At 59.7% G+C, this 26,641-nt stretch carries 26 protein-coding genes; 17 read left to right on the top strand and 9 right to left on the bottom strand.

What is annotated here, in order from left to right; genetic code table 11:
• Positions 1 to 9 precede the first annotated feature (9 nt).
• Positions 10 to 669, bottom strand: a complete 660-nt coding sequence (locus PAF20_RS11920) for a MarC family protein (RefSeq protein WP_271070853.1) — start codon at positions 667 to 669, stop codon at positions 10 to 12.
• A 95-nt stretch (positions 670 to 764) separates the two neighbouring features.
• Here PAF20_RS11920 and PAF20_RS11915 point away from each other — a divergent pair, with 95 nt between their 5' ends.
• From PAF20_RS11915 to recN, 9 genes are all read left to right on the top strand, one after another.
• A complete protein-coding gene (locus PAF20_RS11915) occupies positions 765 to 1,598 on the top strand; it encodes a glycosyltransferase (protein ID WP_271070852.1) in 834 nt (277 codons plus the stop codon).
• Complete coding sequence (locus PAF20_RS11910) at positions 1,595 to 2,467, top strand: NAD-dependent epimerase/dehydratase family protein (RefSeq protein ID WP_271070851.1); 873 nt, start codon at positions 1,595 to 1,597, stop codon at positions 2,465 to 2,467. The genes PAF20_RS11915 and PAF20_RS11910 overlap by 4 nt, the downstream gene beginning before the upstream one ends.
• Before the next feature lie 109 nt (positions 2,468 to 2,576).
• On the top strand, positions 2,577 to 3,500 hold the full coding sequence (locus PAF20_RS11905) for a D-alanine--D-alanine ligase (protein ID WP_271070850.1): 924 nt from the start codon (positions 2,577 to 2,579) through the stop codon (positions 3,498 to 3,500).
• Positions 3,488 to 4,474, top strand: a complete 987-nt coding sequence (locus tag PAF20_RS11900; protein ID WP_271070849.1) for a cell division protein FtsQ/DivIB — start codon at positions 3,488 to 3,490, stop codon at positions 4,472 to 4,474. Before PAF20_RS11905 ends, PAF20_RS11900 begins: the two co-directional genes overlap by 13 nt.
• A 15-nt stretch (positions 4,475 to 4,489) precedes the next feature.
• Positions 4,490 to 5,824, top strand: coding sequence for a cell division protein FtsA (gene ftsA, locus PAF20_RS11895; protein WP_271070848.1), 1,335 nt, complete (start codon positions 4,490 to 4,492; stop codon positions 5,822 to 5,824).
• A gap of 221 nt (positions 5,825 to 6,045) precedes the next feature.
• Positions 6,046 to 7,644 (top strand): cell division protein FtsZ, encoded by a 1,599-nt coding sequence (gene ftsZ / locus PAF20_RS11890; RefSeq protein ID WP_271070847.1) that lies wholly within the window; start codon positions 6,046 to 6,048, stop codon positions 7,642 to 7,644.
• A 229-nt stretch (positions 7,645 to 7,873) separates the two neighbouring features.
• Complete coding sequence (lpxC, locus tag PAF20_RS11885; protein WP_271070846.1) at positions 7,874 to 8,812, top strand: UDP-3-O-acyl-N-acetylglucosamine deacetylase; 939 nt, start codon at positions 7,874 to 7,876, stop codon at positions 8,810 to 8,812.
• 139 nt (positions 8,813 to 8,951) lie between these two features.
• Positions 8,952 to 9,800, top strand: a complete 849-nt coding sequence (locus PAF20_RS11880) for an outer membrane protein assembly factor BamD (RefSeq protein ID WP_271070845.1) — start codon at positions 8,952 to 8,954, stop codon at positions 9,798 to 9,800.
• Between the two features lie 34 nt (positions 9,801 to 9,834).
• On the top strand, positions 9,835 to 11,475 hold the full coding sequence (gene recN, locus PAF20_RS11875) for a DNA repair protein RecN (RefSeq protein ID WP_271070844.1): 1,641 nt from the start codon (positions 9,835 to 9,837) through the stop codon (positions 11,473 to 11,475).
• A 1-nt stretch (position 11,476) separates the two neighbouring features.
• Here the strand turns inward: recN and PAF20_RS11870 are convergent, their stop codons facing one another.
• From PAF20_RS11870 to PAF20_RS11850, 5 genes are all read right to left on the bottom strand, one after another.
• Positions 11,477 to 11,761, bottom strand: coding sequence for a hypothetical protein (locus tag PAF20_RS11870; protein ID WP_271070843.1), 285 nt, complete (start codon positions 11,759 to 11,761; stop codon positions 11,477 to 11,479).
• Between the two features lie 84 nt (positions 11,762 to 11,845).
• The gene (gene mmsB / locus PAF20_RS11865) at positions 11,846 to 12,721 is read right to left on the bottom strand and encodes a 3-hydroxyisobutyrate dehydrogenase (RefSeq protein ID WP_271070842.1); all 876 of its coding nucleotides are present in this window, start codon (positions 12,719 to 12,721) and stop codon (positions 11,846 to 11,848) included.
• 9 nt (positions 12,722 to 12,730) lie between these two features.
• Positions 12,731 to 13,732 (bottom strand): enoyl-CoA hydratase/isomerase family protein, encoded by a 1,002-nt coding sequence (locus tag PAF20_RS11860; RefSeq protein ID WP_271070841.1) that lies wholly within the window; start codon positions 13,730 to 13,732, stop codon positions 12,731 to 12,733.
• Positions 13,732 to 14,877, bottom strand: coding sequence for an acyl-CoA dehydrogenase family protein (locus tag PAF20_RS11855; RefSeq protein WP_271070840.1), 1,146 nt, complete (start codon positions 14,875 to 14,877; stop codon positions 13,732 to 13,734). Before PAF20_RS11855 ends, PAF20_RS11860 begins: the two co-directional genes overlap by 1 nt.
• A gap of 62 nt (positions 14,878 to 14,939) precedes the next feature.
• Complete coding sequence (locus tag PAF20_RS11850) at positions 14,940 to 16,439, bottom strand: CoA-acylating methylmalonate-semialdehyde dehydrogenase (protein WP_271070839.1); 1,500 nt, start codon at positions 16,437 to 16,439, stop codon at positions 14,940 to 14,942.
• Between the two features lie 104 nt (positions 16,440 to 16,543).
• On the opposite strand from PAF20_RS11850, the gene PAF20_RS11845 reads away from it, so the two are divergent.
• The 4 genes from PAF20_RS11845 (at position 16,544) to PAF20_RS11830 (ending at position 19,409) form a co-directional block, all read left to right on the top strand.
• The gene (locus PAF20_RS11845; protein ID WP_271070838.1) at positions 16,544 to 17,461 is read left to right on the top strand and encodes a LysR family transcriptional regulator; all 918 of its coding nucleotides are present in this window, start codon (positions 16,544 to 16,546) and stop codon (positions 17,459 to 17,461) included.
• 50 nt (positions 17,462 to 17,511) lie between these two features.
• Positions 17,512 to 17,955: a CBS domain-containing protein gene (locus PAF20_RS11840; RefSeq protein ID WP_271070837.1), complete on the top strand. Its 444-nt coding sequence runs from the start codon at positions 17,512 to 17,514 to the stop codon at positions 17,953 to 17,955.
• Positions 17,956 to 18,033: 78 nt separating this feature from the next.
• Positions 18,034 to 18,534 (top strand): pantetheine-phosphate adenylyltransferase, encoded by a 501-nt coding sequence (coaD, locus tag PAF20_RS11835; protein ID WP_271070836.1) that lies wholly within the window; start codon positions 18,034 to 18,036, stop codon positions 18,532 to 18,534.
• Positions 18,535 to 18,599: 65 nt separating this feature from the next.
• Complete coding sequence (locus PAF20_RS11830; RefSeq protein WP_271070835.1) at positions 18,600 to 19,409, top strand: DUF2189 domain-containing protein; 810 nt, start codon at positions 18,600 to 18,602, stop codon at positions 19,407 to 19,409.
• A 48-nt stretch (positions 19,410 to 19,457) separates the two neighbouring features.
• On the opposite strand, the gene PAF20_RS11825 is transcribed toward PAF20_RS11830, so the two are convergent.
• Both PAF20_RS11825 and PAF20_RS11820 read right to left on the bottom strand, forming a co-directional pair.
• A complete protein-coding gene (locus tag PAF20_RS11825; protein ID WP_271070834.1) occupies positions 19,458 to 19,970 on the bottom strand; it encodes a bactofilin family protein in 513 nt (170 codons plus the stop codon).
• A complete protein-coding gene (locus PAF20_RS11820; RefSeq protein WP_271070833.1) occupies positions 19,960 to 21,210 on the bottom strand; it encodes a DUF5930 domain-containing protein in 1,251 nt (416 codons plus the stop codon). The genes PAF20_RS11825 and PAF20_RS11820 overlap by 11 nt, the downstream gene beginning before the upstream one ends.
• A 514-nt stretch (positions 21,211 to 21,724) precedes the next feature.
• Between PAF20_RS11820 and gap the strand changes: the two genes are divergently transcribed.
• Complete coding sequence (gap, locus tag PAF20_RS11815) at positions 21,725 to 22,726, top strand: type I glyceraldehyde-3-phosphate dehydrogenase (protein ID WP_271070832.1); 1,002 nt, start codon at positions 21,725 to 21,727, stop codon at positions 22,724 to 22,726.
• Positions 22,727 to 22,803: 77 nt separating this feature from the next.
• Here the strand turns inward: gap and PAF20_RS11810 are convergent, their stop codons facing one another.
• Positions 22,804 to 23,019, bottom strand: a complete 216-nt coding sequence (locus tag PAF20_RS11810) for an antifreeze protein (RefSeq protein ID WP_271070831.1) — start codon at positions 23,017 to 23,019, stop codon at positions 22,804 to 22,806.
• A gap of 229 nt (positions 23,020 to 23,248) precedes the next feature.
• On the opposite strand from PAF20_RS11810, the gene pyrC reads away from it, so the two are divergent.
• The 3 genes from pyrC to PAF20_RS11795 all read left to right on the top strand — a co-directional run bounded on the left by pyrC (position 23,249) and on the right by PAF20_RS11795 (position 26,627).
• Positions 23,249 to 24,298: a dihydroorotase gene (pyrC, locus tag PAF20_RS11805; protein ID WP_271070830.1), complete on the top strand. Its 1,050-nt coding sequence runs from the start codon at positions 23,249 to 23,251 to the stop codon at positions 24,296 to 24,298.
• Positions 24,295 to 24,966: an orotate phosphoribosyltransferase gene (locus tag PAF20_RS11800; RefSeq protein ID WP_271070829.1), complete on the top strand. Its 672-nt coding sequence runs from the start codon at positions 24,295 to 24,297 to the stop codon at positions 24,964 to 24,966. The genes pyrC and PAF20_RS11800 overlap by 4 nt, the downstream gene beginning before the upstream one ends.
• Before the next feature lie 173 nt (positions 24,967 to 25,139).
• Positions 25,140 to 26,627 (top strand): replicative DNA helicase, encoded by a 1,488-nt coding sequence (locus tag PAF20_RS11795; protein ID WP_271070828.1) that lies wholly within the window; start codon positions 25,140 to 25,142, stop codon positions 26,625 to 26,627.
• Positions 26,628 to 26,641: the final 14 nt, after the last annotated feature.

Below are 26,641 nucleotides of genomic sequence, written 5' to 3'. Positions count from 1 at the left end.
TCGGCGTCTCTAGCGATTGCCCGACAGCATCTCGCCCGCGCCGCCGACGACGGTGGCGAGGCCCATGACATCCATGCCGCCCAAGATGGCATCAACAGCGACCGCCGCAAGCAGCATCCCCATGACTCGGCTGATGATATTCGCCCCGGTATTGCCGATATATTTATACACCTTTGTCGCGACCAGCAGCAGGCCAAGCGTAATCGCCAGCACAACCAGCAGTGCCGCCGCCGTTATCATCTGAGCCCCGAAAGAGTTCTGATGATTGTCTGTCAGCACCACGACCCCAAGCATCGCGCCGGGCGATGCGATCGACGGGATTGCCAGCGGAAAGACGGCACCTTCCAGGTGATCCCGCTCCGCCTCCTCGATCTCTCGCTGGGGCTTGGATTCGCCGAAGATCATGGTCATGGCGAAAATGAAAAGCACGATCCCGCCCGCGATCTGGAAAGAGCCGAGGCGAAGGCCCATCGCTTCCAGCACGAACTGACCGAACAGCAGGAAACCGATCAGAACCGCAGACGCGACGGCCACTGCGCGGATCGCGAAACGACGGTGAAGCGTGCGTGGAACGTATTTGGTTGCAAACAGAAAAACCGGCACGGACCCGATGGGGTCGATCACCACAAAGAGCGTGATGAACTCGCGAAATATAGCGCTGAGATCCATTCGGTTCCTTTGCCAGGGAAGTGGCGGGACATATCTCCTTGATGTACCAACGGCCAGTGACGTATCGCAAGACCTGTCGATAAAAGGATGATCACATGTCCGAAGGTCTTCGCGCAGAGCAGGTGGCAAACAATCGCCATGCCTATGTCACGCTGGCGACAAATGCCGATTACGCGCTTGGCGCTTTGGCTCTGGTCAATTCCATCAGGGCGACAGGGACTTCGGCGGATTGCGTCGTTCTGCACACATCGGTGCCGGAAGCGTCATTGCAGCCGCTGCGTGATGCGGGTGCGCGGCTGATTGCGACGGACCTGTTGGATACCTCTGCCGAATTTAACGCGACCCATGCGCGTGATGCGCTGCACGCAAGGGCTGCGTTCACCAAAGGCAACAAGCCACCGTTTCATACGCCTTTGGACAATTTCGCGAAGTTGCGGCTTTGGCAATTGGTTGAATACGAAGCCGTGGTGTTCATCGACGCCGACGCTATCGTCCTGAAAAATTGCGACAAGCTTTTCGGTTATCCGGAATTTTGTGCCGCGCCGAATGTTTATGAGAGCCTTGCCGATTTTCACCGTCTGAACTCTGGCGTGTTCACCGCGCGCCCATCAGAGGCGACATTCACGCAGATGCTGGATCGGCTGGATCAACCCGGTGTATTCTGGCGGCGCACGGATCAGACCTTTTTGCAGGACTTCTTCCCCGACTGGCACGGGCTGCCGGTTTTCTTCAATATGCTGCAATATGTCTGGTTCAATATGCCCGAGCTTTGGTCCTGGGACGATATTCATATCCTGCACTATCAATACGAAAAGCCGTGGCAGGACCATGACAAGGCCGACCGTCTTCGCCCGCTGATCGACATCTGGCGCGGCTTTGCCGGGCAGGGGCCAAGACTTGATCCGGCCAGCCTTCCGGCCCCGGCATGAGGGTCGCGGTCACGGGTGGCACGGGGCTTGTAGGGCGCTTTATCGTCAACGATCTCTTACGCGAGGGTCACGACGTGACCGTGATGACCCGCCGCCCGCCGCTGCCTGATTTTTTCGCGAAGCATGCGGCGCATCAGTTCTATGATCTGGATGCTGACGTGCCGGATCTTAAGCGGCTGGACGCAATCGTTCACGCCGCCTTCGATCATGTGCCGGGTCGCTATCGCGGCGGCGAGGGCGATGATCCAGAAGGCTTCCTGCGGCGCAACCTTGACGGCTCGCTGCGTCTGTTTGATGCCGCTGCCGAGGCAGGGCGCCGGGTGGTCTTTATCTCTACGCGCGCGGTTTACGGCCCTCAAAACGGCATGCTGACTGAAGATATGGTATGTCGTCCCGACACGCTTTACGGGAAGGCCAAGCTTCAGGCGGAGAAGGCGCTGCTTGCCTCGGGGCAACAGGCGACCGTGCTGCGTGTGACGGGGGTCTACGGACCTCCTGGTCCGGGTCAGCGCCACAAATGGGCCGACCTTTTCGACGATTTCGCAGCGGGGAAACGGATTGCGCCGCGCGTCGGGACAGAGGTTCACGGCGACTGTCTTGCCATCGCAGTCGGGCGGGGCTTGGACGGGGCGGATGGAATCTACAACGTCTCTGACATTGTGCTTGACCGTCGTGACCTGCTGGAGGAATGGCGAGCCGTGACCGGCATTGACGGGCGCCTGCCAGATCGCGCCGATGCAAGTGCGATCAGCCGGATGAGCACGGAAAAACTGGAAAAGACAGGTTATTGGCCGGGCGGCATCGAGTGGCTGCGCTCGGCGCTGCGCGAAATCGCTGAACAGGCAGGAATTTTGCCCAAGGGCGCATAAGCCTCTTCCCTGATTCGCTTCGCTTCGCTAGAATCACCGATACAGGCATGACCCGGAAAACCGGGCGACGAAAACCGGACCCGGATCTCAACCGGGCAGAAAGGCGAAATTGGCGGGCGAGTCGAGCAGGACAGCCCCGAAAGTCGCAGTCCTCAAGGGCGGCCCCTCGGCAGAGCGCGAGGTGTCACTGTCCTCTGGGGCCGAATGCGCGAACGCGCTGCGGCAGGCGGGCTTTGAAGTGATCGAAATTGATGCGGGGCGTGATCTGCCCGCGCGTCTTGCCGAGGTTGCGCCAGATGTCGTTTTCAACGCGCTGCATGGCCGCTGGGGCGAGGATGGCTGCGTGCAGGGCATTCTGGAATGGCTGGCTATCCCCTATACGCATTCAGGTGTGCTTGCGTCTGCACTGGCGATGGACAAGACCCGGTCAAAAGAGGTGTTCCGGACCGCAGGGCTTCCGGTCGTCGACAGTGTCATCGTTCCGACCGATACTGCCCGCAAAGAACATCCGATGCCGCCGCCCTATGTGGTGAAGCCGAATGCCGAAGGCTCCAGCGTGGGGATTTACATCGTGCGCGACGGTGCGAACGGGCCGGCGCAGATCGGCGATCACATGCCGGCTGAGGTCATGGTCGAAACCTATGTGCCGGGGCGTGAACTGACGACAACCGTACTGGGCGACCGTGCGCTTGGCGTGACCGACATCATCACCGATGGCTGGTATGACTATGACGCGAAATACAAGACAGGCGGCTCGCGCCATGTGATCCCGGCGGATATTCCCGACGATATTACTGCCGCCTGTCTGGACTATGCGCTGCGGGCGCATCGGGCGCTTGGCTGCAAGGGCATCAGCCGCACCGACTTCCGCTGGGACGAGGCGCGCGGTCTGGCCGGGCTTTATCTGCTGGAAACAAACACCCAGCCCGGCATGACGCCGACCTCGCTGGTGCCAGAGCAGGCGGCCGCGGCGGGTGTCGACTTCCCCGCCTTGTGCAAATGGCTGGTGGAGGACGCGCTATGCAGGGCGTAGATCGCGATCACATGCAGGGATTTTCCCCGCAGCCGACCCCGCCGCGCAAGGGCTGGAAACGGCCGCAGCGCCCGGCAGAGAGGCCGAAACGTGATCCCGCGCCCTCGCGGCTGGCTTATCGCCTGCACCGGATGTGGCTGACGCCCTATTTCCGCCGCCTGACTCGTATCGGTATTCCCGCATTTCTGCTGGCTTTTACTGCGCTGCTCTGGCTGTCGGACGATAACCGGCGTGCATCGCTGGCCGGCGGTCTGACCGGGATGGTCGAGGCCGTGCAGAACCGTGAGCAGTTCATGGTAAAGGTGATGACAATCGACGGTGCGTCCGAGCCGGTGGACAAGGCGCTTCGCATGATGCTGCCGGTCGATCTTCCGGCCTCCAGCTTTGATATCGACCTGGACCAACTGCGCAGCGATATCCTGATGCTGGATGCCGTCAAGGATGTCGAACTGCGGATCAAGCCCGATGGGGTGCTTGCCGCGCGTGTGGTCGAGCGGCAGCCGGTTATGCTGTGGCGCCACGCACGCGGGATCGAGATGCTGGACGATCAGGGTCAGCGTGTGGCCTCTGTCACCGAGCGCTCTGTCCGCGCGAAACTTCCGTTGATCGCGGGTGAGGGCGCGGACAAGGCCAGTGCCGAGGCAATCCGCCTGTTCAGCGCGGCGGGACCACTGCTACCGCGGTTGCGCGGGCTTCAGCGTGTGGGGGAGCGGCGTTGGGACGTGGTTCTCGATCGTGGTCAGCGCATCCTTCTGCCGTCTGACGGCGCAGTTACCGCTCTCGAACGGTTGATCGCGCTGAACGGGGCGGAAGACCTGTTGGCCCGCGATGTTTCTGTCGTCGATTTACGCGACGGCAGCAGGCCTGTGGCGCGCATTGGCATCAATGCGCAAAACGAGATTCGCGCTGTCCGGGGCCAGCCCCTGCTGGATGGCAATGGCAAGGAACTTCCAAAAGACGAAAAGCAGGGCTGAGGGCGAGGGCGTATGATGAAAGATATCTATCAACAGCAACGCGCAATGCGGAACATGCGACAGGCTGCGCTGCAACGTGGTGTGATCGCCGTGCTGGATATCGGCAGTTCCAAGGTCGCCTGCTTTGTCCTGCAATTCGATGGTCCGGGCATCTACCGTGAGACGGACGGCGTCGGTCCGATGGCTGGTCAGTCCAATTTTCGGGTGATTGGTGCCGCGACGACGCGCTCCCGCGGGGTGCGCTTTGGAGAAATCGAAACGATGGCCGAAACCGAACGCGCGATCCGCACGGCTGTGCAGGCTGCGCAGAAGCTGGCGGGCGTGCGCGTGGATCACGCGATTGCCTGCATCAGCGGTGCCCGGCCGGCATCCTATGGGCTGGATGGAGAGATTGCGCTGAAGAACGGCAAGGTCGGACAGGGTGACGTTGCACAGGCGCTTGCGTCCTGCGAGGTGCCGAATTTCGGGCGTGGGCGTCAGGTGCTTCATGCCCAGCCCGTCAACTTCACCGTTGACGGACGCTCCGGGCTGCTGGATCCGCGTGATCACTCGGGCCAGACGCTCGGCGTTGATATGCATGTGCTGACAGTCGACGGTGATGCCATCGACAACCTGATCCATGTCATCCGCCGCTGCGACATGGAACTGGCCGGGGTAGCTTCCGGCTCTTACATGTCCGCGCTTTCCTCGCTGGTCGAGGATGAGCAGGAACTTGGTGCGGCCAGCATTGATATGGGCGGCGGGGCGACCGGCGTTTCCATCTTCGTGCGCAAGCATATGATTTTCGCCGACGCCGTGCCGATGGGCGGCGATCTGGTGACGCAGGACATCGCCAAGGGACTGAGGGTGCCGATGGCTGTCGCCGAACGGCTGAAAACCCTGAATGGCGGGGTCGAGGCGACCGGGCGCGATGACCGTGACCTGATCGAACTTGGCGGGAACACCGGGGACTGGGAGACGGATCGGCGCACGGTCAGCCGCGCGGATCTGATCGGCATCATGCGACCGCGCGTGGAAGAGATATTGGAAGAAGTCGGCGCGATCCTTGATGCCGCCGGTTTCGACCATATGCCCAGCCAGCAGGTCGTGCTGACAGGGGGCGGCAGCCAGATCCCCGGGCTGGACGGGCTGGCCGCCAGGATGCTGGGCCGGAATGTCCGCATCGGTCGTCCGCTGCGCATCCACGGATTGCCGCATCAGCTGACCGGGCCCAACTTCGCCTCGACCGTCGGGCTGGCGCTTTTTGCCGCTCACCCGCAGGACGAGTGGTGGGATTTCGAAATGCCCGCCGAAAACTATCCGGCACGCAGTCTGCGCCGGGCCTATCGCTGGTTTCGCAACAACTGGTGACAGGCGACTGAAATCATTGGTGGTGGCGGGGTCCGGTGTCTCCGCTATATCCTGCGGTGTCGGCAAGATACCGCCGGGATCATATGGATTACCCACAAGATTTTGCGGTTGAATCGTGTTTTTCGGGTGACGATTGGCCCTGGCTTCGGTAGAGTTTGATGAATACGGGGGATTCGACGGGGCGTCAGACCCGAAACGTATCAAAACAACAGGCGGAAACCATGAACCTCAATCTGATGATGAACGACGACGACGATCTGAAGCCGCGCATCACTGTATTCGGTGTCGGCGGTGCAGGCGGCAACGCGGTCAACAACATGATCGAACAGCAGCTTGAGGGCTGCGTCTTCGTGGTCGCCAATACCGATGCGCAGGCGTTGAAGCAGTCGTCCTCGGAAAGCCGCATCCAGCTGGGTCCGAAAGTGACCGAAGGCCTGGGTGCAGGCGCGAAGCCAGAAGTCGGCGCCCGCGCTGCCGAAGAAACGATCGAAGACATCGTCGATCACCTTCAGGGTGCGCATATGTGTTTCATCACCGCTGGGATGGGCGGCGGCACGGGAACCGGTGCGGCCCCGATCATCGCGCAGGCTGCCCGTCAGATGGGTATCCTGACCGTCGGCGTTGTGACGAAACCCTTCCAGTTCGAAGGCTCCAAGCGGATGCGTCAGGCCGATCAGGGCGTGTCGGAACTGCAAAAGCATGTCGATACGCTGATCATCATCCCGAACCAGAACCTGTTCCGTCTGGCCAACGAAAAAACCACCTTCACCGAAGCCTTCGCAATGGCCGATGACGTTCTGTATCAGGGCGTCAAGGGTGTGACCGACCTGATGGTGCGGCCGGGCCTGATCAACCTCGACTTCGCCGATGTCCGCGCGGTGATGGACGAGATGGGCAAGGCGATGATGGGCACGGGCGAAGCCAATGGCGAAAACCGTGCCGTTCAGGCTGCCGAGAAGGCGATTGCCAACCCGCTGCTGGACGAAATCAGCCTCAACGGTGCAAAGGGTGTGCTGATCAACATCACCGGCGGCACCGACCTGACGCTGTTCGAACTGGACGAGGCCGCGAACATCATTCGCGACAAGGTCGATGGCGATGCCAATATCATCGTCGGCTCGACGCTGGATCCGAATATGGAAGGCACGATCCGTGTTTCCGTCGTGGCGACCGGCATCGATACGGCGGTCGAAGAAGCCGCTCCGCCCGCGCCGCGCCGCCGGGTAGAGGCCGTGGCCCAGCAACCTGCACCTGCACCTGCACCTGCTCCGGCACAGCGTGCGGAATACGAAGATGTCCCACCGCGCCGTGCGACGCCGCCAGCAGCGCAGGTTGAGGCTTCGGAACCGGTTGACCATGTCGAGGATCAAATGCCGGCGCCTGCCTATCAGCCGAAAGAACCGGCCCGCGCGGCAGCGCCTGCCGATCCGATCGGCGACGATGCAGAAAACTTCATCGCGCCGCGCAGCGCAGCCCCGCGCGGAACACCACCCGCCGATGTGCTGGAGCGTATGCGCCGTGCGGCAGCCGCCCAACCGGGTGCCGCGTCGCGCGCGCCTTCGCCCGCGCCGCGCAAGGCAGAACCCGCTGCCCCTTCGCGGAACAGCGAAAGCCGGATGGCCGGTCTTGGCCGCATGATCGAGCGGATGGCAGGTCACGGCGGCGACAAACCGTCTGCGGCATCCATCGCCGATCGCGTCAACGAGCGCCTCTCTGCACGCCGTCAGGGTAATCTGGACGCGGATTTCGACGATCTCGCAGACGATTCGCAGGCTGACAGTTCCGAGATACCGGCATTCCTTCGTCGGCAGGCCAACTGATCACAGCCCTGTAGGGCTCGGTAACGGCCACGTGTGAATTGATTTGGGAAAGGGTCGCCATTGGCGGCCCTTTTGCGTGGAAATACTGGAATATGTCGATATTCCAATATTTTCAGCCGGCTGCATTGTTACAGAGAGTCACAAAACGTTAATTGAGCGCAGCCACCCCTGCACCTAGTTGATAGAAGCGGGCAAAGAAAAAGTCCGTCGTAAAGAAACAGGCAAGACCATGCAGGCTACCATTGCGAAAGTGACAGAGTTTCGGGGCGTCGGACTTCATTCCGGTGTGGCCGTCCGGATGGAGCTTGTGCCGGCGCCTGCCGATCACGGTATCGTTTTCGAACGGACTGACCTGCCCACCGGTGAGAACCGGATTCCTGCACAGTGGGATCACGTTGTTCCCTCGAAGCTCTGCACGCTGGTCGAAAATGAATTCGGTGCCCGCGTCTCGACGATCGAACATATCATGGCTGCGCTTGCTGGCACCGGTATCCGCAACGTGTTGATTCGCATCAACGCGTTGGAGGTGCCGATCCTTGACGGCTCGGCTGCTGAATTCGTGTCCGGCATCCTGAATGTCGGCATCCGCGTCCAGAACGGCGTCCAGCGTGCAATCCGCGTGAAACGTCCGGTGGAAGTGTGCGAGGGCGAAGCCATCGCCCGGCTGGAGCCGGCGGATCACCTTGAAATCGACTTTCATATCGACTTTGCGGATCAGGCGATCGGGCGTCAGGACAAGGCGTTGGATATGGCCAATGGTGCATTCGTGCGCGAGTTGATGGACAGCCGCACCTTCTGCCGTCAGTCTGATGTCGAAACCATGCGTGCCAATGGTCTGGCGCTTGGTGGTACATATATGAACGCCGTTGTCGTAGACGGTGACAAGGTTCTGTCGCCGGGCGGACTGCGTCACCGGGACGAGGCTGTTCGTCATAAAATGCTTGATGCGATGGGCGATCTTGCCCTTGCTGGCGCACCACTGCTGGCGCGTTACACGGGAACGCGGGCCGGACATGCGATGACGAACAGGCTGCTGCGGGCTTTGTTTGACCAGCCAGATGCATGGGAATGGGAAGTCTGCGCGTCTGATCTGGAATGCCGGCTTCCGGGCGCCGGCGTTGCCGCCTATGGCCCGGTCAACGCGCCGTCACTTATCGCTGTTGCGTGAACTTGCAGGTCATCCTGCAAGCCCCCGTAAATTCACCACATTGCCATTTTGCGCCCCCTGATGTTCTGTGCTAGGACGACCGGGCTGTGACGGGCCCGACTCGTTTATTAGGCGTGTAAGTTCTGACAGGCAGGTTCCGATGGTCCGCTTCGTTTCGTCCAAATCCCTGATTGCGCTGATTGTGGCGGGATCTGTTCTTGCCGGTTGCGCGGGGCGAGAGGCGAATGGAGGCAGGTTGCCTGTCGACAATTTTACGGCAGAAGAAATCTACAAGCGCGGCGAGTATGAGCTTGAGAATAACCGCAAGCCGGATAACGCAGTATATTATTTCTCTGAGATCGAGCGTCTGTATCCCTATTCGCAATGGGCGAAGCGCGCTTTGATCATGCAGGCTTACGGCTACCACCAGGCCAAGAATTACGAAGAGGCGCGTGGTGCGGCACAGCGTTTCATTGATACCTATCCGGGCGATGACGACGCTGCTTATGCAAAATATCTGCTCGCGCTGTCCTATTACGATCAGATTGACGAGGTCGGCCGCGATCAGGGCCTGACTTTCCAGGCGCTTCAGGCCCTGCGCGAAGTGATTGAGGAGTATCCCGACACAGAATACGCGCGCAGCTCGATTCTGAAATTCGATCTGGCCTTCGACCATCTCGCCGGCAAGGAGATGGAGATCGGGCGTTATTATCTGAAGCGCGGTCACTATACCGCGGCCATCAACCGTTTCCGTGTCGTTGTCGAAGATTTCCAGACGACGACGCACACACCAGAAGCGTTGATGCGCCTGACGGAATCCTATCTGGCATTGGGCCTGACGGATGAGGCACAGACAGCGGGCGCGATTCTTGGCCATAACTTCCAGTCTTCGCCCTTCTATCAGGACGCTTACAACCAGCTTCGCGGTCGTGGGCTGGAACCTGCGGCGCGCGGCAGCAGTTGGCTGACCAACGTTTACCGTCAGGTCGTTCAGGGCAAATGGCTGTAACGGTGCGCTAAAGCGCACCCTGCGGGGTGGGGCGATGCTGCGCGAATTGCATATCCGCGACATTCTATTGATCGACCGGCTGGAACTTGATTTCAGTGCCGGCCTGAATGTGCTGACCGGCGAAACCGGTGCGGGCAAGTCGATCCTGCTGGATTGCCTTGGCTTCGTGCTTGGCTGGCGTGGGCGTGCGGAACTCGTCAGGGCAGGTGCAACACAGGGCGAGGTTACTGCCGTTTTCGACCTGCCCGCTGATCATCCTGCGCGAACGGTTCTGGCCGATGCCGGGATCGAACCGGAGGCAGAGCTTATTCTGCGTCGGGTCAACAGCACGGATGGTCGCAAAAGCGCGTGGATCAACGATCGCCGAGCCTCGGGTGAAGTGCTGCGGGCGCTATCGGAAACACTGGTTGAGCTGCATGGTCAACATGATGATCGCGGATTGCTGAACCCACGCGGCCATCGTCAGCTTCTGGATTCCTTCGCGGTAATCGACCTCGATCCCATCCGCAGCGCATGGCGCGAATTTCGGCGGCTAGAGGCTGAAATTGAATTGCTGGAAGCCGACAAGGACGCCCGCGAGAAAGAGGCCGAATTTCTGGCCCATGCTTTGGCAGAAATCGACGCGTTGAACCCGCAGCCGGGCGAAGACGCGGCACTTGATACACAGCGCCGGAACATGCAGGTGGCGGAACGCATACGCGGCGATGTGGACCGCGCGATGGCTGCCCTTGGCCCGGAGGGTGCAGAGGGCGCGATGTTGGATGCCACGCGTTGGCTGGAAGGTGCCGCTGAACATGCCGAGGGTAGATTCGACAGCGCTTTGGATGCGTTGTCCCGTGCGCTGATCGAATTGGGCGACGCTACCGGCGGCGTTGAATCCGCGGTTGAGGCGATGGATTTTGATCCTTCGGAGCTGGAACGGACAGAAGAACGCCTTTTTGCCCTGCGTGCATTGGCGCGTAAGCATGATGTTCAGAGCGACGATCTGGCCGAGCTCGCTGCGGAACTGCGCAACAGGCAGGTCGATATAGGATCAGCCGATGAAAAGCTGGAAGGTCTGCGAAAACGGTTGGCGGAGACGCGGCAGATATATGACCAGATGGCAGCGGAGGTGTCGCAGGCGCGTCGCGTGGCGGCAGGACAACTTGATGCTGCAATGGCCGCAGAGCTGGCGCCGCTGAAGATGGAGCGGGCGATTTTTACGACCGAGCTGGGGCGGGGAGAAGCGGGTCCGGAGGGCCACGACAGCGTAACCTTCACGGTCGCCACCAATCCGGGGGCACCTGCCGGCGCGTTGGACAAGATCGCCTCAGGCGGCGAATTGTCCCGCTTTCTGCTGGCGCTCAAGGTCAGCCTGGCACGCGGCAATGACGCGCTGACGCTTATATTTGACGAAATAGATCGTGGTGTGGGTGGCGCGACTGCGGACGCGGTCGGTCGTCGGCTCGCCCGCCTGTCCGAGACTGCGCAGGTTCTGGTGGTGACGCATTCGCCCCAGGTTGCGGCATTGGGCGCTACCCATTTCCGGGTTTCCAAATCAGTCACCGGCGGGATGACAACCAGCGTGGTCGATGCACTGGATCAGTCACAGCGTGTAGAGGAGATTGCACGGATGCTGTCAGGCGAACATATTACCGATGCGGCGCGCGACGCAGCGCGCACGCTGATCGGATGATTTATCTCCGTTTTTCCTGAACTTTCCGGATAATTGACTGGACCGCACCCGTTTCGGCGTTGATGCGGATCAAAAGGTCGCCGACCACCGCATAGTGGCTACCAGGCAATCCCGGCCCCAACCCGTATCTGCCGGGCTCCTTAACGATCTGCAGGTTTTCCGCCGGAATAACTTCGCCGATCTCAACCGGGGTGCCGTTACCTGCCTCTACCGTTTCGGTGGCGGCGGCTACGGAAACCAGTATCGCGGCGACGAGAAGACTGACTATGGTACCTGATAAAGACACGTGGATTCCGGCGTTATGCTTTAATCCTGTGCAACGCCGGCAGACCGTTCAGGTTCCGTCCTTTCTAAAGAAAATGACGTTGGGTCAACTTTTTCTGCTGCGTTGCTCGAATCTTGGCAACATTGCGGAAAAATCGCGGCCCTTGCCGTCCTCTTCACCGACGAAGCGCGCATAAAGCTGCATGGCCAATTCGCCCATCGGCGTATCAGCGTCAACACGCTCAGCCGCCTGCTGTGACAGGTTCAGATCTTTCAGCATCAGATCAGCAGCGAAGCCGGGGCGGTAGTCATTATCGGCCGGTGATTGGGGGCCAACGCCCGGCGCGGGACAATAGGTGTTCATCGACCAGCTGCTGCCTGACGAGGTTGACGCGACGTCGAACAGCTTTTGCCGGTCCAATCCCAGCTTGTCGGCCAGTGCAAATGCTTCACAAGTGGCAATCATCGTGACGCCTAGGATCATGTTGTTGCACAGCTTGGCCGCCTGTCCGGCGCCCGAGTCGCCACAATGGATGGCGCGGCCTCCCATGATGTCGAAAAGTGGGCGCATAGTTGCGAAATCCGCGTCACTACCGCCCGCCATGAAGGTCAGCGTGCCAGCCGCAGCGCCGGAAACACCACCCGAGACTGGCGCGTCCAATGCGCCGAGGCCGGATGCCAGGGCTTGTTCAGCCACGTCGCGCGCACTCGCGACGTCGACGGTAGAGCAATCGCAGAAAACCGCCCCCTTTTTCATCGCCGGTATGATATCAGAAGCGACCGCACGCAGAATATCGCCATTCGGCAGCATCGTGATAACGATATCCGCCTCTCTCGCGGCTTCGGCGGCAGATGCAGCCGCGGCCAATGGTGGCGTCGCGGGGGCCGCGGTGTCGAAGCCAACGACCTCATGTCCCGCCTTTGCCAGGTTGACCGCCATAGGCAGGCCCATATTTCCCAAACCAATGAATCCAATCTTCATCGCGTTCCCCTATGCGTTGAAATGCAGCTCTTCCGGGCCGAGCGTAGCCAATATGTCATCCACCGCCACTGGTGATGCGTCCGCTTTCCACTGCGGATTGCGGTCCTTGTCGATGACCTGCGCACGCACACCTTCGACAAAGTCGCCTTTTTCCGTGGCGCGGTGGGTGAACCGATACTCTCGCGCCAGACTTTCCTCGACCTTGCTGTCGTGCCGCGCCTCTCTGACCAGACGAAGCCCCGCTGCCATTGAAAGGGGTGAGTTGCGACGGATTGCTTTCAGCGCTGCCTCATCCCCGGCGGTCTCTAGCGCCGACACAATATCGGCGGTGTTCGCGCCGGCATAGGCCGAGAAATCCCCTTCGGACAGCGGTGCTTCCGGTGGGGTCTGCCCCTTCAGGATCGAAAGATCGGCGGATTGCACAAGCTGCTCGATCAAGGCGGGCCATTCGGCTTCGGGGATGAAAGTATCCGCGAAGCCGGCTTTGATCGCGTCACCGGGACCCATTCGATCAGCGGTAAGCATCAGGTATTCGCCCATATTGCCCGGCGCGCGCGCCAACAGCCAGCTTCCACCGACATCGGGTACAAGGCCGATCCCGGATTCGGGCATGGCAATGCGCGTCGAATTGCCAACGATGCGGTGGCTGGCATGGCCACCGACCCCGACGCCGCCGCCCATGACAAAACCCTGCATGAAGGAAACGACTGGCTTCGGGTAATTGGCGATCTCGGCATTCATGCGGTATTCGTCAAAGAAGAACTGCTGGCCCTCGACGTGGTTACCATTGATTGCCGCTTGATAGACCGCCGCGATGTCACCACCCGCGCAGAAGGCACGTTCACCTTCTGCATCAATGATGACCAGTTCGACTTCGTCATCTTCCTTCCACTCGATCAGCGCCTGATGAAGCGCTTTCGCCATGTCGTGGCTTAGCGCGTTAAGCGCTTTTGGCCGGGAGAAGGTGATACGTCCGGCGCGCCCGTCCTTGCGGATTTTCAGATCGTCCATCAACTTCTTTCCGCCAGCATTGTGCGGCTGATGATCAGGCGCATGATTTCGTTTGTGCCTTCAAGGATTTGGTGAACGCGCAGGTCGCGGACAAGCTTTTCGATCCCGTAATCGGCGAGATAGCCATAGCCTCCATGAAGTTGCAGGCAGCCATTTGCGACCTCGAATGCGCGATCCGTGACATTCAGCTTCGCCATCGCGCAGAACTTGGTCGCGTCTCGGTCGCCGCGATCAAGTTTCCACGCCGCCTGCCGCAGGAAGATACGCGCTGATTGAAGCGCTGTCTCCATCTCTGCCAACCGGAATTGCAACGCCTGAAACTGATCAAGCGATTTGCCGAACGCCTTCCGCTCACCCATATATGCCAGTGTCTTATCAAGCGCGGATTGCGCCGCGCCAAGCGCCCCGGCAGAGATATTCAACCTTCCGCCATCAAGCCCGGACATCGCATAGGAAAATCCGCGCCCATCCTCTCCGATCTGGTTTTCCAGAGGGATCAGGCAATCGTCGAACTGGACCTGCGCTGTTGGCTGCGCCTTCCAACCCATCTTGCGTTCCAGCCCGCCAAAGCTCAGGCCCGGCGTGCCATCCTCAACCACAACGGTTGAAATACCCTTGGGCCCATCCTCGCCTGTGCGGACCATCGTCAGATAGCAGTCGGAATATCCGCCGCCAGAGATAAAGGCTTTGGTGCCGTTCAGCTTGATGCCCTCATTCCCCTTTGCCGCGCGGGTACGCAGCGCCGCCGCGTCAGAGCCAGAGCCGGGTTCGGTCAGGCAATAGGACCAGACCTTCTCCATGCTGCAAAGCTCGGGCAAGAATTTTGCCTTAGCCTCGTCCGAGCCGAACTTGTCGATCATCCCGCCGCACATATTGTGGATGGACAGGAAGCTGCCGACCGATGGATCAGCCATCGCCAATGCTTCAAAAATGAGCGTTCCGTCCAGCCGCGACAGGCCGGAGCCGCCATATTCCTCGGACACGAAAATGCCACCAAGGCCCAGTTCCGCTGCCTGTTTCCACAGTTCCTTCGGGATGGTGCCCTGTTCTTCCCATTCCTCCGAATGGGGTGCGATATGTTCGGCGCCGAAGTCGCGCGCCATATCGAAAATAGCCTGCTGTTCCTCGCTAAGCGCGAAATCCATAGGGTCCTCCCTCCCTGTGGGTCCCGTAACGAACGGGGGGCAGCTTGCCCCCCGCGCGCTGATCAGTCCATTGCCTTGAAGTTGAATTCGCCGCCTTCCTTGATGCCCGAGGGCCAGCGGGCGGTGACGGTCTTCGTGCGCGTATAGAAGCGGAAAGCGTCCGGTCCGTGCTGGTTCAGGTCACCGAAACCGGATTTTTTCCAGCCGCCGAAGGTGTGATAGGCCAGCGGCACCGGGATCGGGACATTGACGCCGACCATGCCGATATTGATCCGGCTGGCGAAGTCGCGGGCGGTGTCGCCGTCGCGGGTGAAGATCGCTGTGCCGTTGCCATATTCATGGTCAAGCGCAAGGCCGATAGCCTCTTCATAGTTTTCGGCGCGAACGGTGGACAGAACAGGCCCGAAGATCTCGGTCTTGTAGATTTCCATGTCGGGCGTGACTCGGTCGAACAGGTGCGGGCCGACGAAAAACCCATCCTCGTAACCCTGCAGGTTGAAGTCCCGGCCATCAACGACCAGCTCCGCACCCTGATCGACGCCGCTTTGCACGAGGCGATGGATATTTTCCTTCGCGGCCTTGGTGACCACTGGGCCGTAATCCACATCGTCGCCCGCAGTCCAGGGGCCAACCTTCAGCTTTTCGATCCGGGGGACCAGCCGTTCGATCAGCGCGTCGGCGGTCTTTTCACCTACCGGAACTGCCACGGAAATGGCCATACAGCGTTCGCCGGCAGCGCCGAAGCCTGCCCCGACCAGGGCATCTGCCGCCTGATCCAGATCGGCATCTGGCATGATGATCATGTGGTTCTTCGCACCGCCAAAGCATTGCGCGCGCTTGCCGGTCTTCGCGGCCTCTTCATAGATATATTGCGCAATCGGGGTAGAGCCGACGAAGCCCACAGCCTGAATGACCTCGCTTTGCAGCAGGGCGTCAACCGCGCCCTTGTCGCCATTGATGACTTGCAGAACGCCGTCAGGAAGCCCGGCCTCTTTCCACAGTGCCGCCAGCATCAGCGGAACCGAGGGATCACGCTCGGACGGTTTCAGGATCATGGCATTCCCGGCAGCAAGTGCAGGCCCCATCTTCCACAGGGGAATCATCGCGGGGAAGTTGAACGGCGTAATGCCTGCAACGACGCCAAGCGGCTGGCGCATCGAATACATGTCGATGCCTGGCCCTGCGCCATCGGTGAACTCGCCCTTCATGAAATGGGGCGCACCGATACAGAATTCGATCACCTCAAGCCCGCGCTGAACATCGCCTTTGGCGTCGGGGAATGTCTTGCCATGTTCAGATGACAAGGCCTCTGCCAGCTTATCCATGTCGCGGTTGATAAGGCGCACCATCTCCATCATCACGCGGGCGCGTCGCTGCGGGTTGGTTGCAGCCCATCCCTTTTGCGCCTGTGCTGCGCTTTCGATGGCCGCGGTAATTTCTGCGTCAGAAGCAAGCGCGACCTTCGCCTGAACTTCGCCAGTGGCGGGGTTGAACACGTCAGCACTTCGCCCCGAGGAGCCCGCGACTTCCTTGCCGTCGATCCAATGACCGATATTTTTCATCACTTCCTCCAGCCCAAATTTCCACTCAAGGATATATTGCGAAAATGCAGCCGAAAAGCGAAAGTTCGGCAAAGGGGTTTTGCATATTTGCAAGGGGTGATCGCGTGGACTGGGACGATTTGCGGGTATTTCTGGCGGTGGCGCGTGATGAGGGGCTTTCGCGGGCCGGGAAACGTCTGACTATGGATCCGTCCACGGTGGGACGCCGGATCGGCAGGCTGGAATCGGCCCTTGGTCATGCTCTTTTCGTGAAATCCCCGCTTGGCTATGCGTTGACGCCGGAAGGTGCGCGGCTGCTGCCCCATGCCGAAGCGGCAGAGCGTGCGCTGACGGGCGCGGCAGGTGCGCTTGGTCAGGCGGGCGAACTGACGGGCCAGCTTCGCATCGGTGCGCCAGACGGCTGCGCCAATTATCTGCTGCCGCAAGTGGCCGCGAAGCTGTGCGATGCGCATCCGGGGCTGGAAATCCAGATCGTTGCCCTGCCGCGTGTTTTCAATCTGTCGAAGCGAGAGGCGGATTTCGCTATTGCCGTAAGCCGACCTGAAAGCGGGCGTCTGGTCGTGCAGCGGCTGTGCGACTATCACCTGCATCTGGCGGTTCATCGGGACTACCTTGCACAGCACGGGCCGGTGAACGGGCTGGCCGATCTGGGTGATATGCGCCTGATCGGCTATATCCCCGATATGATTTTCGACCGCGAGCTTGACTACCTGTCATCCCTGCTTGGGCGCAGCGGTGCCGACCCGGCGCGACTGACGTCGAACTCCGTTTCGGTTCAGATGCAGGCCATACGCACCGGCGCGGGGATTGGCATTGTGCATGATTTCGCGATTCCCTTCGCGCCCGGCGTCCAGCGTCTGCTGACCGGTCAGTTCAGTCTGAAGCGCAGTTTCTGGATGATCCGCCACGCTGATGACCGCCGTTCCGAACGCCTCAACCTGTTAGCAGAGCGTATTGCACAAGGCATGCGTGCCGAGGTCGCCCGGCTGGAGGCAGAGGTGGCCACACATCACGGGGCTTGACGTCCTGCGTGGTTACGACAGACTGATGACGTAACCGAATGGAGAGCAGAATGCTGGTGAATCAGATCCTTTCCCTGAAGGGCCCCGGTGGATCGGGTATCGTGACGATCCAATCGACAGCCACCGTAGAAGAAGCCGCAAAACTGCTTGCAGAGAAGCGCATCGGTGCTGTGGTTGTCAGCGATGACGGGAAAAAGCCCGTCGGCATTCTGTCAGAGCGTGACATTGTGCGCGAACTGAGCAAGCAGGGTGCCGCGGTTCTGAGCGGACCTATCAGCGGTCTGATGACGCGCAACGTATCTACCTGTTCGACCGGAGAGGACACGCTTGCCGTGCTGGAACGCATGACCGAAGGCCGGTTTCGCCATTTGCCCGTCGTCGATGAGGCTGGCAATATGCTGGGCATCGTTTCGATCGGCGACGCGGTGTCAGCCCGCCTTAAAGAGCTGAACGACGAAAAGGAAGCGCTTACGGGCATGATTATGGGGTCCTGATCGCGAATATAGCGCAGATATCTTGATTTTGCCGCACTTTTCAGATGGGTTGTTGCGGGTAATCAGAAGGATGGCCCCATGCGGACAGCGCTATATCCCGGCACGTTTGACCCGATCACGCTCGGTCATATCGACATCATCGAACGCGCGATGGCGCTTGTTGACCGGTTGGTGATCGGGGTTGCAATCAACCGCGACAAGGGGCCGATGTTCGATCTGGAACAGCGCGTGTCAATGGTACGCCACGAATGCGATCAGGTGGTGAAACGGACCGGCGGTGAAATTCTTGTCCATCCGTTCGAAAACCTGCTGATTGACTGCGCGCGTGATGTCGGTGCGCGCGTCATCATTCGCGGGCTTCGCGCAGTCGCTGATTTCGAATACGAATTCCAGATGGTCGGCATGAACCGCGCGCTTGATTCCAGCATCGAAACCGTTTTCCTGATGGCAGATGCGCAACGCCAGTCGATCGCATCGAAGCTCGTGAAAGAAATCGCGAGACTGCAAGGTGATGTGTCAAAGTTCGTGACGCCTCCCGTGCATGAAGCGCTGATCGAAAAGTTGCATCGCAAAAGCTGATTTCATTTCGGTTGATTGCTCTATGCAGGGCGTCCTAGCCTCTTGCTGATGAGGGAGGATCGCTGATGCCGCAACATGATACCGATCTGCATATTGCCGGTGACGGACCGGATGAAATTCCGGATCCTGCGCGGATCGAGATGGCTGCAATCGGTGAAAGCCTGCGCGCAGGCTGGTCCGATTTCATGCGTGCGCCCGCCTTCGGGCTATTTTTTTCTGCGTTCTATGTGGCGGGCGGTCTTGTTCTGCTGACTGTTGCGGCAGCCTCTGGTCAGGAGTGGTGGCTGATGCCCTTTGTTGTGGGGTTCCCGCTGATAGCGCCCTTTGCGGCTGTCGGATTGTATGAGGTCAGCCGACGGATCGAATTCGGCAAGCCGCTGATCTGGCGCGAGGTGATGGGAACGGTTTTCGCTCAGAAGGACAGGCAGTTGCCCTCAATGGCGATGGTCATTCTGTTGCTGTTCATGTTCTGGGTTTTCGTCGCGCATACCACATTCGCGCTGTTCATGGGCGTTTCCGCGCTGACCAACATCACCTCATCAGCGGACGCGCTACTACAGGGCAGGGGGCTTGTAATGCTAGTGGTCGGCACAATCATCGGGGCTGGATTTGCGGCGGTGCTGTTCAGCTTCACGGTTGTTGGATTGCCCCTTCTGATGGATCGGGAAGTTGACTTTATCACCGCCATTATCACGTCTGTCAGATCGGTCGCGCTTAATCCTGCCGTTCTGCTGTGCTGGGCCGCGCTGATCGCCGTGACCCTGTTTCTGGGTATCCTGCCGCTGTTCCTGGGTCTGTTCGTCGCGCTTCCGGTGCTGGGTCACGCAAGCTGGCACATGTATCGCCACCTGATGCCGGATGCCGAGATCCGATAGAAAAAGGGGCCGAGTGGCCCCTATCTTCGTGCGTAAAAACGATTGGCGTCAGTCGTCGTTTTTTGAGAAGTTGTTCGCAGGCGGAGCAAGTTTCTTGGTGCCGCCCTGCGCGAGCGGGTCTTCCTGACGCTGGACCGATCCTTCGAAATGGGCGCCGGATTCGATGGCGATGGTCTTGTGAATGATGTCGCCTTCGACGCGAGCGGTAGAGGAAAGGCGCACCTTCACACCACGCAGACGGCCAATGACGCGACCGTTTACAATGACCTCATCCGCAAGCACTTCGCCGCGGACGGTGGCCGTGTCGCCGATGGTCAACTGACGCGCGCGGATATCTCCTTCGATATTGCCCTCGATCTGGACATCGCCTGCAGTCTGAAGATCACCTTTGATCGTCAAATCCGAGGAAAGGACCGAAGGGGCAGAGCGTTTTTGCGGCGCCGGCGCAGCAGAGGGCTGTTCCTTCGGCGCATCCGCAGGGACAACCGCCGTTTCCGGCTCTGCCGCGGGAGATTGAGGGTTGCGGTTCGGTGTTTCGGTCACGCGAGATTTAGAAAACATTTTGTGCCGCCTTGATGAAGCTCATGGGATTAACGGCTTCACCGTTTACCCGAACCTCATAGTGAAGATGCGGGCCGGTCGACCGTCCTGTATTGCCCATATCACCTATCTGACTGCCGCGCGATACCTTCTGACCTGCCTGAACACGGATCTTTGACAAATGTGCATAGCGCGTTTCGGTGCCAAGCGCATGCTCTACGATGATAATGTTGCCATATCCGCTTTGACGACCGGCGAATTTCACAACCCCGTCACCCGTAGCCAGAACGGGTGTACCGGTCGGACCTGCAAGGTCAATGCCCTTGTGCACGCGGCCCCAACGTGGCCCGAAGCCGGACGTGTAGCGGAATGCGGATTTAACCGGCATATCAAGCGGCAGCTTGTTGCTGGCGATGCGATAACGGTTCACCTGATCCAGACTGACGACGATTTCCTTGGCGCGAGCCTCTGTTTCTGAAATGGCTGCGTTCCCGCTGGTGGATACGGTCGCCTGCGTCAGCGGACCACCCTGACCGGAATATTCGTCATCAACCGAGGCCAGCAGCGAGTCTGTGTCGAGGCTCAGCTTTGCGAACATGTCCTGATAGGGCAGGGCAGCGGCAACGGCAGCATCTTCGATCTGGCTGAATATCGCTTCATTGCGGGCCACAAGCTGCTTCTGCTCGGCCTTCGCGGTCGCAGCCTCTGCCTTGGCCAGTCGCGCAGCTTCATCCGCGGCTTCGCGGGCTTCGGCGGTAACACGCAGTTTTTCGTTCAGGGCGCTGAGGGCAAGATCTTTTTCAGGGGCATTGACCGCCGCCGCGTCAGGCATTGCAGCCATGGCCGTGCCCAGCTTCTGCTGAACTGCATCCAGCCCCGCTGAGAGTTCGCGATTTTCTTTTTGCGCAGACAGCAGCTTTTTCTGGTATTTCGCGACCTGATCGAGGGCGACCGAGAATCGAAGCTGCGCTTCCTGCGCTTCGGTGGCGCGGGCGTCGCGTTCCTTTGCCAGTGCATTCAGCCGGGTTTCATAGGCCACTTTGGTGCTGTGCGCGTCGTTGTCCTGCGCTCCGCCAATGCGATCATAGGCCAATATCGCGCCCGAAATGATCGTCCAACCGATCAGCAGCGCCGTCCCACCGATCAGGCCAAGCTGCGTCATTGGTCGCAGATGGATGACGCGTGTGGCGTTCTCGCTTTTCAGGAAGATACGTTTTTCAGGAATGACCTGTTCAAGCGCAGCATTCAGACGGTTGGGCAAAGCAGCTGTCCCCGGATAAATTATTGTTTCAACGCCGTTTTAAGCGTGTTTTTACATGTGCACCCAGCAGGCGGTGACACGGCATAATGTTCGTAAACAGGACAGTGCTTAGAGTTTCAACTTGTTTGCGCTGATGGTGTGTCCCAGTGGCAAGAACCCGCCAGTTGCGGCGGATTTTCGCCGATCATGAGCTAATCTGCTACTGTTAAGGAACCATGTGCTGTCCGCTTGCCGCGCCTTCTATTGGCCGGTAACTACGACCGAGCGAAACGGAAGCAGAAAGCGAAGGCAAGGTCGTGTCGACAAGCAATGTGATCACGATAGCTGTTTTACTCCTCACGCTTCTTGTAGTTGATGCCTTTTGGTTTCAATGGAATCTTCCGCTGCTGGTCGGCCGGGAATTTGTCGCCTTGGTCGAATATCTCAGCTTCTGGCGCTAACAAGCCCGACGGGGTTTGCAACGCCCTGCAAAAAGCCTCATAAGCACTGCGAATTCAGTCTGCGGAGGTTCATCATGGCTGTGAAGGTGGCAATCAACGGGTTTGGTCGGATCGGGCGCAATGTTCTGCGCGCCATCGTGGAATCGGGCCGTAAGGATATCGAAGTCATCGCGATCAACGATCTCGGGCCGGTGGAAACGAATGCCCACTTGATCCGCTTTGACAGCGTGCATGGCAAATTCCCCGGCGAGGTGAAGGTTGACGGCGACACCATTGATGTCGGTCGTGGCCCGATCAAGGTAACCGCCATCCGCAATCCTGCTGATCTGCCTTGGGGCGACGTTGACGTCGTGCTGGAATGCACGGGCATCTTCACCGATGCTGAAAAGGCGAAGGTCCATCTTGAAAATGGCTCCAGCCGGGTGCTGGTCTCGGCGCCGTCGAAAGGGGCCGATAAGACCATCGTGTTTGGCGTCAACGACGACACGCTGACCAAAGACGACCTGATTGTTTCCAACGCCAGCTGTACCACGAACTGCCTGTCGCCGGTTGCCAAGGTCCTGAACGATGCCATCGGCATTGAAAAGGGCTTCATGACCACCATCCACAGCTATACCGGCGATCAGCCGACGCTGGATACGATGCACAAGGACCTCTACCGCGCACGCGCTGCGGCCATGTCGATGATCCCGACCTCGACCGGCGCTGCCAAGGCGGTTGGGCTGGTCCTGCCCGAACTGAACGGCAAGCTGGACGGTGTGGCCATCCGCGTGCCCACGCCGAATGTCTCGGTCGTTGACCTGACCTTCATCGCCGACCGCGACACCACGGTTGAAGAGGTGAATGATGCCATCAAAGCTGCCGCTGACGGTCCGCTGAAGGGCATTCTGGGCTATACCGATCAGCCCAATGTCTCCATCGATTTCAATCATGATCCGCATTCGTCAATCTTTGCTCTGGATCAGACCAAGGTGATGGATAAGCGGATGGTTCGTATCCTGACCTGGTACGACAATGAGTGGGGTTTCTCGAACCGCATGTCGGATACGGCTGTCGCAATCGGCAAGCTGATCTGAGCGGATTGATATCTGAATGCGAAAAGGCCTCCGCGAGACGGAGGCCTTTTTCATTGTAAGTTGCAGGCGAGGGCAGGCTAACGCCGCTTGCGGGTCGATGACTTGCTCAGGCGCCGGGCATTGGCCTTTGTCCGGCGGCCATAGGGCTTTAAGGCGGCTGTCATGACCTGATCCGCCGACGCACCACGGGTCACCGCACGCATCACCGCTGTCCCTGCCTCTTGCGCGGCATCCAGCTTTTCCTGCACCATCCGATGCGATTCATTTCTGCTTTGCGGCAAAATACCCATCATTCCTGCAAGGCGAAGGTTAATGACCATTTGCGATTCGATAGCGATTTGAGCTACTTGAGCCCAAAGGCGGGTCGCCTCTGCCATACCGGTTGGAAGTAAACCCATACTTAAACTGACCTTTCTATAGGCGCTATATGCTGCACCTGCGAAGAGAAAATGACAACCCGTTCAAATTACAACCCCGGATACGATCTTTCATCGCGCGTCCAGCCGGTATAATCGGAAGGCCATGACCAACTCAATAACGCTTCGCCGCCCCGACGATTGGCACCTGCATTTGCGCGATGGCGCCATGCTGGGCGCCGTGGCCCCGCATTCCGCCGAATTCGGTCGGGCGATCATCATGCCGAATCTGGTGCCTCCCGTCGTGACCGGCGATCAGGCGCGCGCCTATCGCGACCGGATCATGAAGGCGCTTCCCGATGGTGCCGCGCTGCGGCCGCTGATGACGCTTTATCTGACGGAAACGACCGATCCGGCAGATATTGTCGCATCTCACGCTGATGGGCTGATCGCGGCTGTGAAGCTGTATCCCGCCGGGGCAACCACGAATTCTGCCAGCGGCGTCACGGATTTTGACCGCGTTCGTCCGGTGCTGGAGGCGATGGCCGAAGCCGGTGTGCCTCTGTGCGTTCACGGAGAGGTCACCGACCCCGAGGTCGATATATTCGATCGCGAAGCGGTTTTCATCGACCGCATTCTTGACCCGCTGCGGCGTGCGACCCCCGGCCTTCGCGTCGTGATGGAGCATGTGACCACTTCGGATGGTGTGGACTACGTTCGCGGGAATGCTTCCGGCGGGGCGATGGGCGCCACGATCACGACGCATCACCTTGTCATCAACCGCAATGCGATCCTCGCGGGCGGCATCCGTCCACATTATTATTGCCTGCCGGTCGCCAAGCGGGAAAGCCACCGTCTGGCCCTGCGCAAAGCGGCGATGTCAGGGGAGGGTCCGTTCTTCCTCGGCACGGATTCCGCCCCGCATCCGGACAGTGCGAAGCTTCAGCCATGCGGATGCGCGGGTTGCTTTACGGCGCCCAATACCATGTCGATCCTGGCGCATGTCTTCGAAGAAGACGGCGCGCTTGACAGGCTGGAGGCTTTCACCTCGCTGAATGGCCCTGCTTTCTACGCGATGCCACCAAATGAGGATCGCATTCGGCTGACACGGCAAGAAACCGAAGTCAGCTTCCCAACGGAAATCGCGGCGGGCGACGAAACCGTCACCATCTTCGACCCCGGTTTCCCACTTTTCTGGCAAACGGAGCCCGCATGAGCTTTTCCTTTCCCACGCCCGAGGAAATCGCCCGGCTGAGCGCGCGCGCGCTGCTGGAAATCAAAGCCGTAGACTTCAACGCGGCAGAGCCGTTTACCTACGCGTCCGGCCTGAAAGGTCCGACCTATGTTGATTGTCGCCGCATTATCTCTTTCCCACGTGTGCGCGGGAACCTGATGGATTTTCTGGCGGCGACCGCAATGCGCGACGCGGGTTTCGAAGCCTTCACCAATGTCGCGGGCGGTGAAACCGCGGGCATTCCCTTCGGTGCAATGGTGGCCGAGCGGCTCGGTCTCCCGATGAGTTATGTCCGCAAGAAGCCGAAAGGATATGGCCGAAACGCCCGGATCGAGGGGCGGATGGATGAAAGCGACCGTGTCCTTCTGGTCGAGGATCTGACCACGGATGGGGGCTCCAAGCTCAGCTTCGTGGATGCGATCCGCGCGACGGGCGCGCAATGTGGCCATACCGCGGTGATCTTTTACTACGGCATCTTTCAGGAAACGACGCAGCGGCTGGCGGATCATGGCGTGAAACTGCATCACCTGTGCACCTGGTGGGATGTGCTGGCCGAAGCCAAAGCGCAGGCCTCCTTCGACAACGCCACCCTGACAGAGGTCGAGGCGTTCCTGAACGACCCGCGCGGCTGGCAGGAAAAGAATAGCTGAGCGCCAATTTTGCTGCGATTTTGCCGCTGCCTGCAACCATGCAGAGTGGCGGGGTCGCAGCTTATCCACAGCCTATCCCCAAACTTTCCCACCAGATTTTCGTGCCGCCCCGTTCAGATTCGGCATATATTGTGGCATAGAGGCAGCTTCATAAGAATAAACGGGGACAGGTCATGAACGAGATCAGGGCGTTGCAACCAGCTCAGGTCGCATCTGATTCGGAAGAACAAAGCGTTCCCTATTCCATCGAGGCAGAACAGCAGCTTCTTGGCGCATTGCTGACGAACAACGATGTATTCGACCGCATCAGCCAGTTGCTTAAGCCTGAACATTTCTATGAACCGGTTCATACGCGGATCTATGAGATCGCGGCAGAGCGTATCCGCAAGAACGCGCTTGCCAGCCCTGTGACCCTGAAAGCGTTTCTGGAAGGCGATAGCGGGCTGAAGGATCTGGGTGGTCCGGCTTATCTTGCGCGGATCGCGGCGGCTGCTATTTCGGCATATGCGGCGCGCGACTATGCCCAGATGATCCGCGAATTCGCGCTGCGCCGCGACCTGATCACGCTGGGCCAAGATATTTCCGCCCGCGCGGCGTCGGTGCGCGTGGAAGATGATGCGGAAGAGCAGATCAAGGCAGCTGAACAGACCCTTTACAAGCTGGGCGAGCAGGGCGTGGCCGAACGCGGCTTTCAGTCGTTCCTCAAGGCGGTCACAGGTGCCGTTGACGCAGCTGCCGCTGCCTATCAGCGCGACGGACAGCTTTCGGGCATCCCGACCGGGCTGGTCGATCTGGATCGGAAGATGGGCGGGCTGAACAATTCGGACCTGCTGATCCTCGCTGGCCGCCCCTCGATGGGGAAAACCTCGCTGGCGACCAACATCGCCTTCAACATCGCCAAGGCCTACAAATCAGGCGAAAAGGCCGACGGGACAATCGGCGCAGTGTCCGGCGGCGTTGTCGGCTTCTTTTCGCTGGAGATGTCGGCCGAACAGCTTGCTGCGCGGATTCTGTCGGAAGCATCCGAAGTCGGCAGCCACCAGATCCGCTCTGGCGATATGTCGGAAGAGGAATTCCGGCGTTTCGTGCAGGCCGCAAATGACCTGCAATCCTGTCCTCTTTACATCGACGATACGCCTGCATTGCCGATCAACCAGCTGGCCGCACGCGCCCGCAAATTGAAGCGGACACATGGGCTTGATCTGGTTATCGTCGATTATCTGCAGCTTCTGAAGGCCGCCAGTGCCAAGGACAGCCGTGTGAACGAGGTCTCGGAGATCACGCAGGGGCTGAAAGCCATCGCGAAAGAGCTGAACATTCCTGTGATCGCGCTGTCTCAGCTGTCGCGTCAGGTGGAAAGCCGCGAAGACAAGCGCCCGCAACTTTCTGACCTGCGCGAATCCGGCTCGATCGAGCAGGACGCCGACATCGTGATGTTTGTGTTCCGGGAAGAATATTACCGAGAACGTGAAAAGCCCGCCGATCATGAGCTTGAGAAGCTGGCCAAGTGGCAGGAGGTCATGAACTCTGTCCACGGCAAGGCAGAGGTTATTATCGGCAAGCAGCGTCATGGCCCCATCGGCACCGTCGAGCTGGCCTTCGAGGGCCGCTTTACCCGCTTCGGCAATCTGGAAAAATCACGCCAGTCCGAATGGGATTGAGCGCGCAGTTGACG

The organism is Paracoccus albus (assembly GCF_027913035.1).
Lineage (GTDB): Bacteria > Pseudomonadota > Alphaproteobacteria > Rhodobacterales > Rhodobacteraceae > Paracoccus > Paracoccus albus.
Note: the sequence above shows the minus strand (reverse complement) of the source record. Positions and strands in the feature narration are given on the sequence as shown.

Excerpts from the sequence above, each read along its gene's own strand:
- PAF20_RS11920 (WP_271070853.1), bottom strand. The coding sequence starts at position 669 with ATGGATCTCAGCGCTATATTTCGCGAGTTCATCACGCTCTTTGTGGTG.
- PAF20_RS11915 (WP_271070852.1), top strand. The coding sequence starts at position 765 with ATGTCCGAAGGTCTTCGCGCAGAGCAGGTGGCAAACAATCGCCATGCC.
- PAF20_RS11910 (WP_271070851.1), top strand. The coding sequence starts at position 1,595 with ATGAGGGTCGCGGTCACGGGTGGCACGGGGCTTGTAGGGCGCTTTATC.
- PAF20_RS11900 (WP_271070849.1), top strand. The coding sequence starts at position 3,488 with ATGCAGGGCGTAGATCGCGATCACATGCAGGGATTTTCCCCGCAGCCG.
- ftsA (WP_271070848.1), top strand. The coding sequence starts at position 4,490 with ATGAAAGATATCTATCAACAGCAACGCGCAATGCGGAACATGCGACAG.
- ftsZ (WP_271070847.1), top strand. The coding sequence starts at position 6,046 with ATGAACCTCAATCTGATGATGAACGACGACGACGATCTGAAGCCGCGC.
- lpxC (WP_271070846.1), top strand. The coding sequence starts at position 7,874 with ATGCAGGCTACCATTGCGAAAGTGACAGAGTTTCGGGGCGTCGGACTT.
- PAF20_RS11880 (WP_271070845.1), top strand. The coding sequence starts at position 8,952 with ATGGTCCGCTTCGTTTCGTCCAAATCCCTGATTGCGCTGATTGTGGCG.
- recN (WP_271070844.1), top strand. The coding sequence starts at position 9,835 with ATGCTGCGCGAATTGCATATCCGCGACATTCTATTGATCGACCGGCTG.
- mmsB (WP_271070842.1), bottom strand. The coding sequence starts at position 12,721 with ATGAAGATTGGATTCATTGGTTTGGGAAATATGGGCCTGCCTATGGCG.
- PAF20_RS11860 (WP_271070841.1), bottom strand. The coding sequence starts at position 13,732 with ATGGACGATCTGAAAATCCGCAAGGACGGGCGCGCCGGACGTATCACC.
- PAF20_RS11855 (WP_271070840.1), bottom strand. The coding sequence starts at position 14,877 with ATGGATTTCGCGCTTAGCGAGGAACAGCAGGCTATTTTCGATATGGCG.
- PAF20_RS11850 (WP_271070839.1), bottom strand. The coding sequence starts at position 16,439 with ATGAAAAATATCGGTCATTGGATCGACGGCAAGGAAGTCGCGGGCTCC.
- PAF20_RS11840 (WP_271070837.1), top strand. The coding sequence starts at position 17,512 with ATGCTGGTGAATCAGATCCTTTCCCTGAAGGGCCCCGGTGGATCGGGT.
- coaD (WP_271070836.1), top strand. The coding sequence starts at position 18,034 with ATGCGGACAGCGCTATATCCCGGCACGTTTGACCCGATCACGCTCGGT.
- PAF20_RS11830 (WP_271070835.1), top strand. The coding sequence starts at position 18,600 with ATGCCGCAACATGATACCGATCTGCATATTGCCGGTGACGGACCGGAT.
- PAF20_RS11825 (WP_271070834.1), bottom strand. The coding sequence starts at position 19,970 with ATGTTTTCTAAATCTCGCGTGACCGAAACACCGAACCGCAACCCTCAA.
- gap (WP_271070832.1), top strand. The coding sequence starts at position 21,725 with ATGGCTGTGAAGGTGGCAATCAACGGGTTTGGTCGGATCGGGCGCAAT.
- PAF20_RS11810 (WP_271070831.1), bottom strand. The coding sequence starts at position 23,019 with ATGATGGGTATTTTGCCGCAAAGCAGAAATGAATCGCATCGGATGGTG.
- pyrC (WP_271070830.1), top strand. The coding sequence starts at position 23,249 with ATGACCAACTCAATAACGCTTCGCCGCCCCGACGATTGGCACCTGCAT.
- PAF20_RS11800 (WP_271070829.1), top strand. The coding sequence starts at position 24,295 with ATGAGCTTTTCCTTTCCCACGCCCGAGGAAATCGCCCGGCTGAGCGCG.
- PAF20_RS11795 (WP_271070828.1), top strand. The coding sequence starts at position 25,140 with ATGAACGAGATCAGGGCGTTGCAACCAGCTCAGGTCGCATCTGATTCG.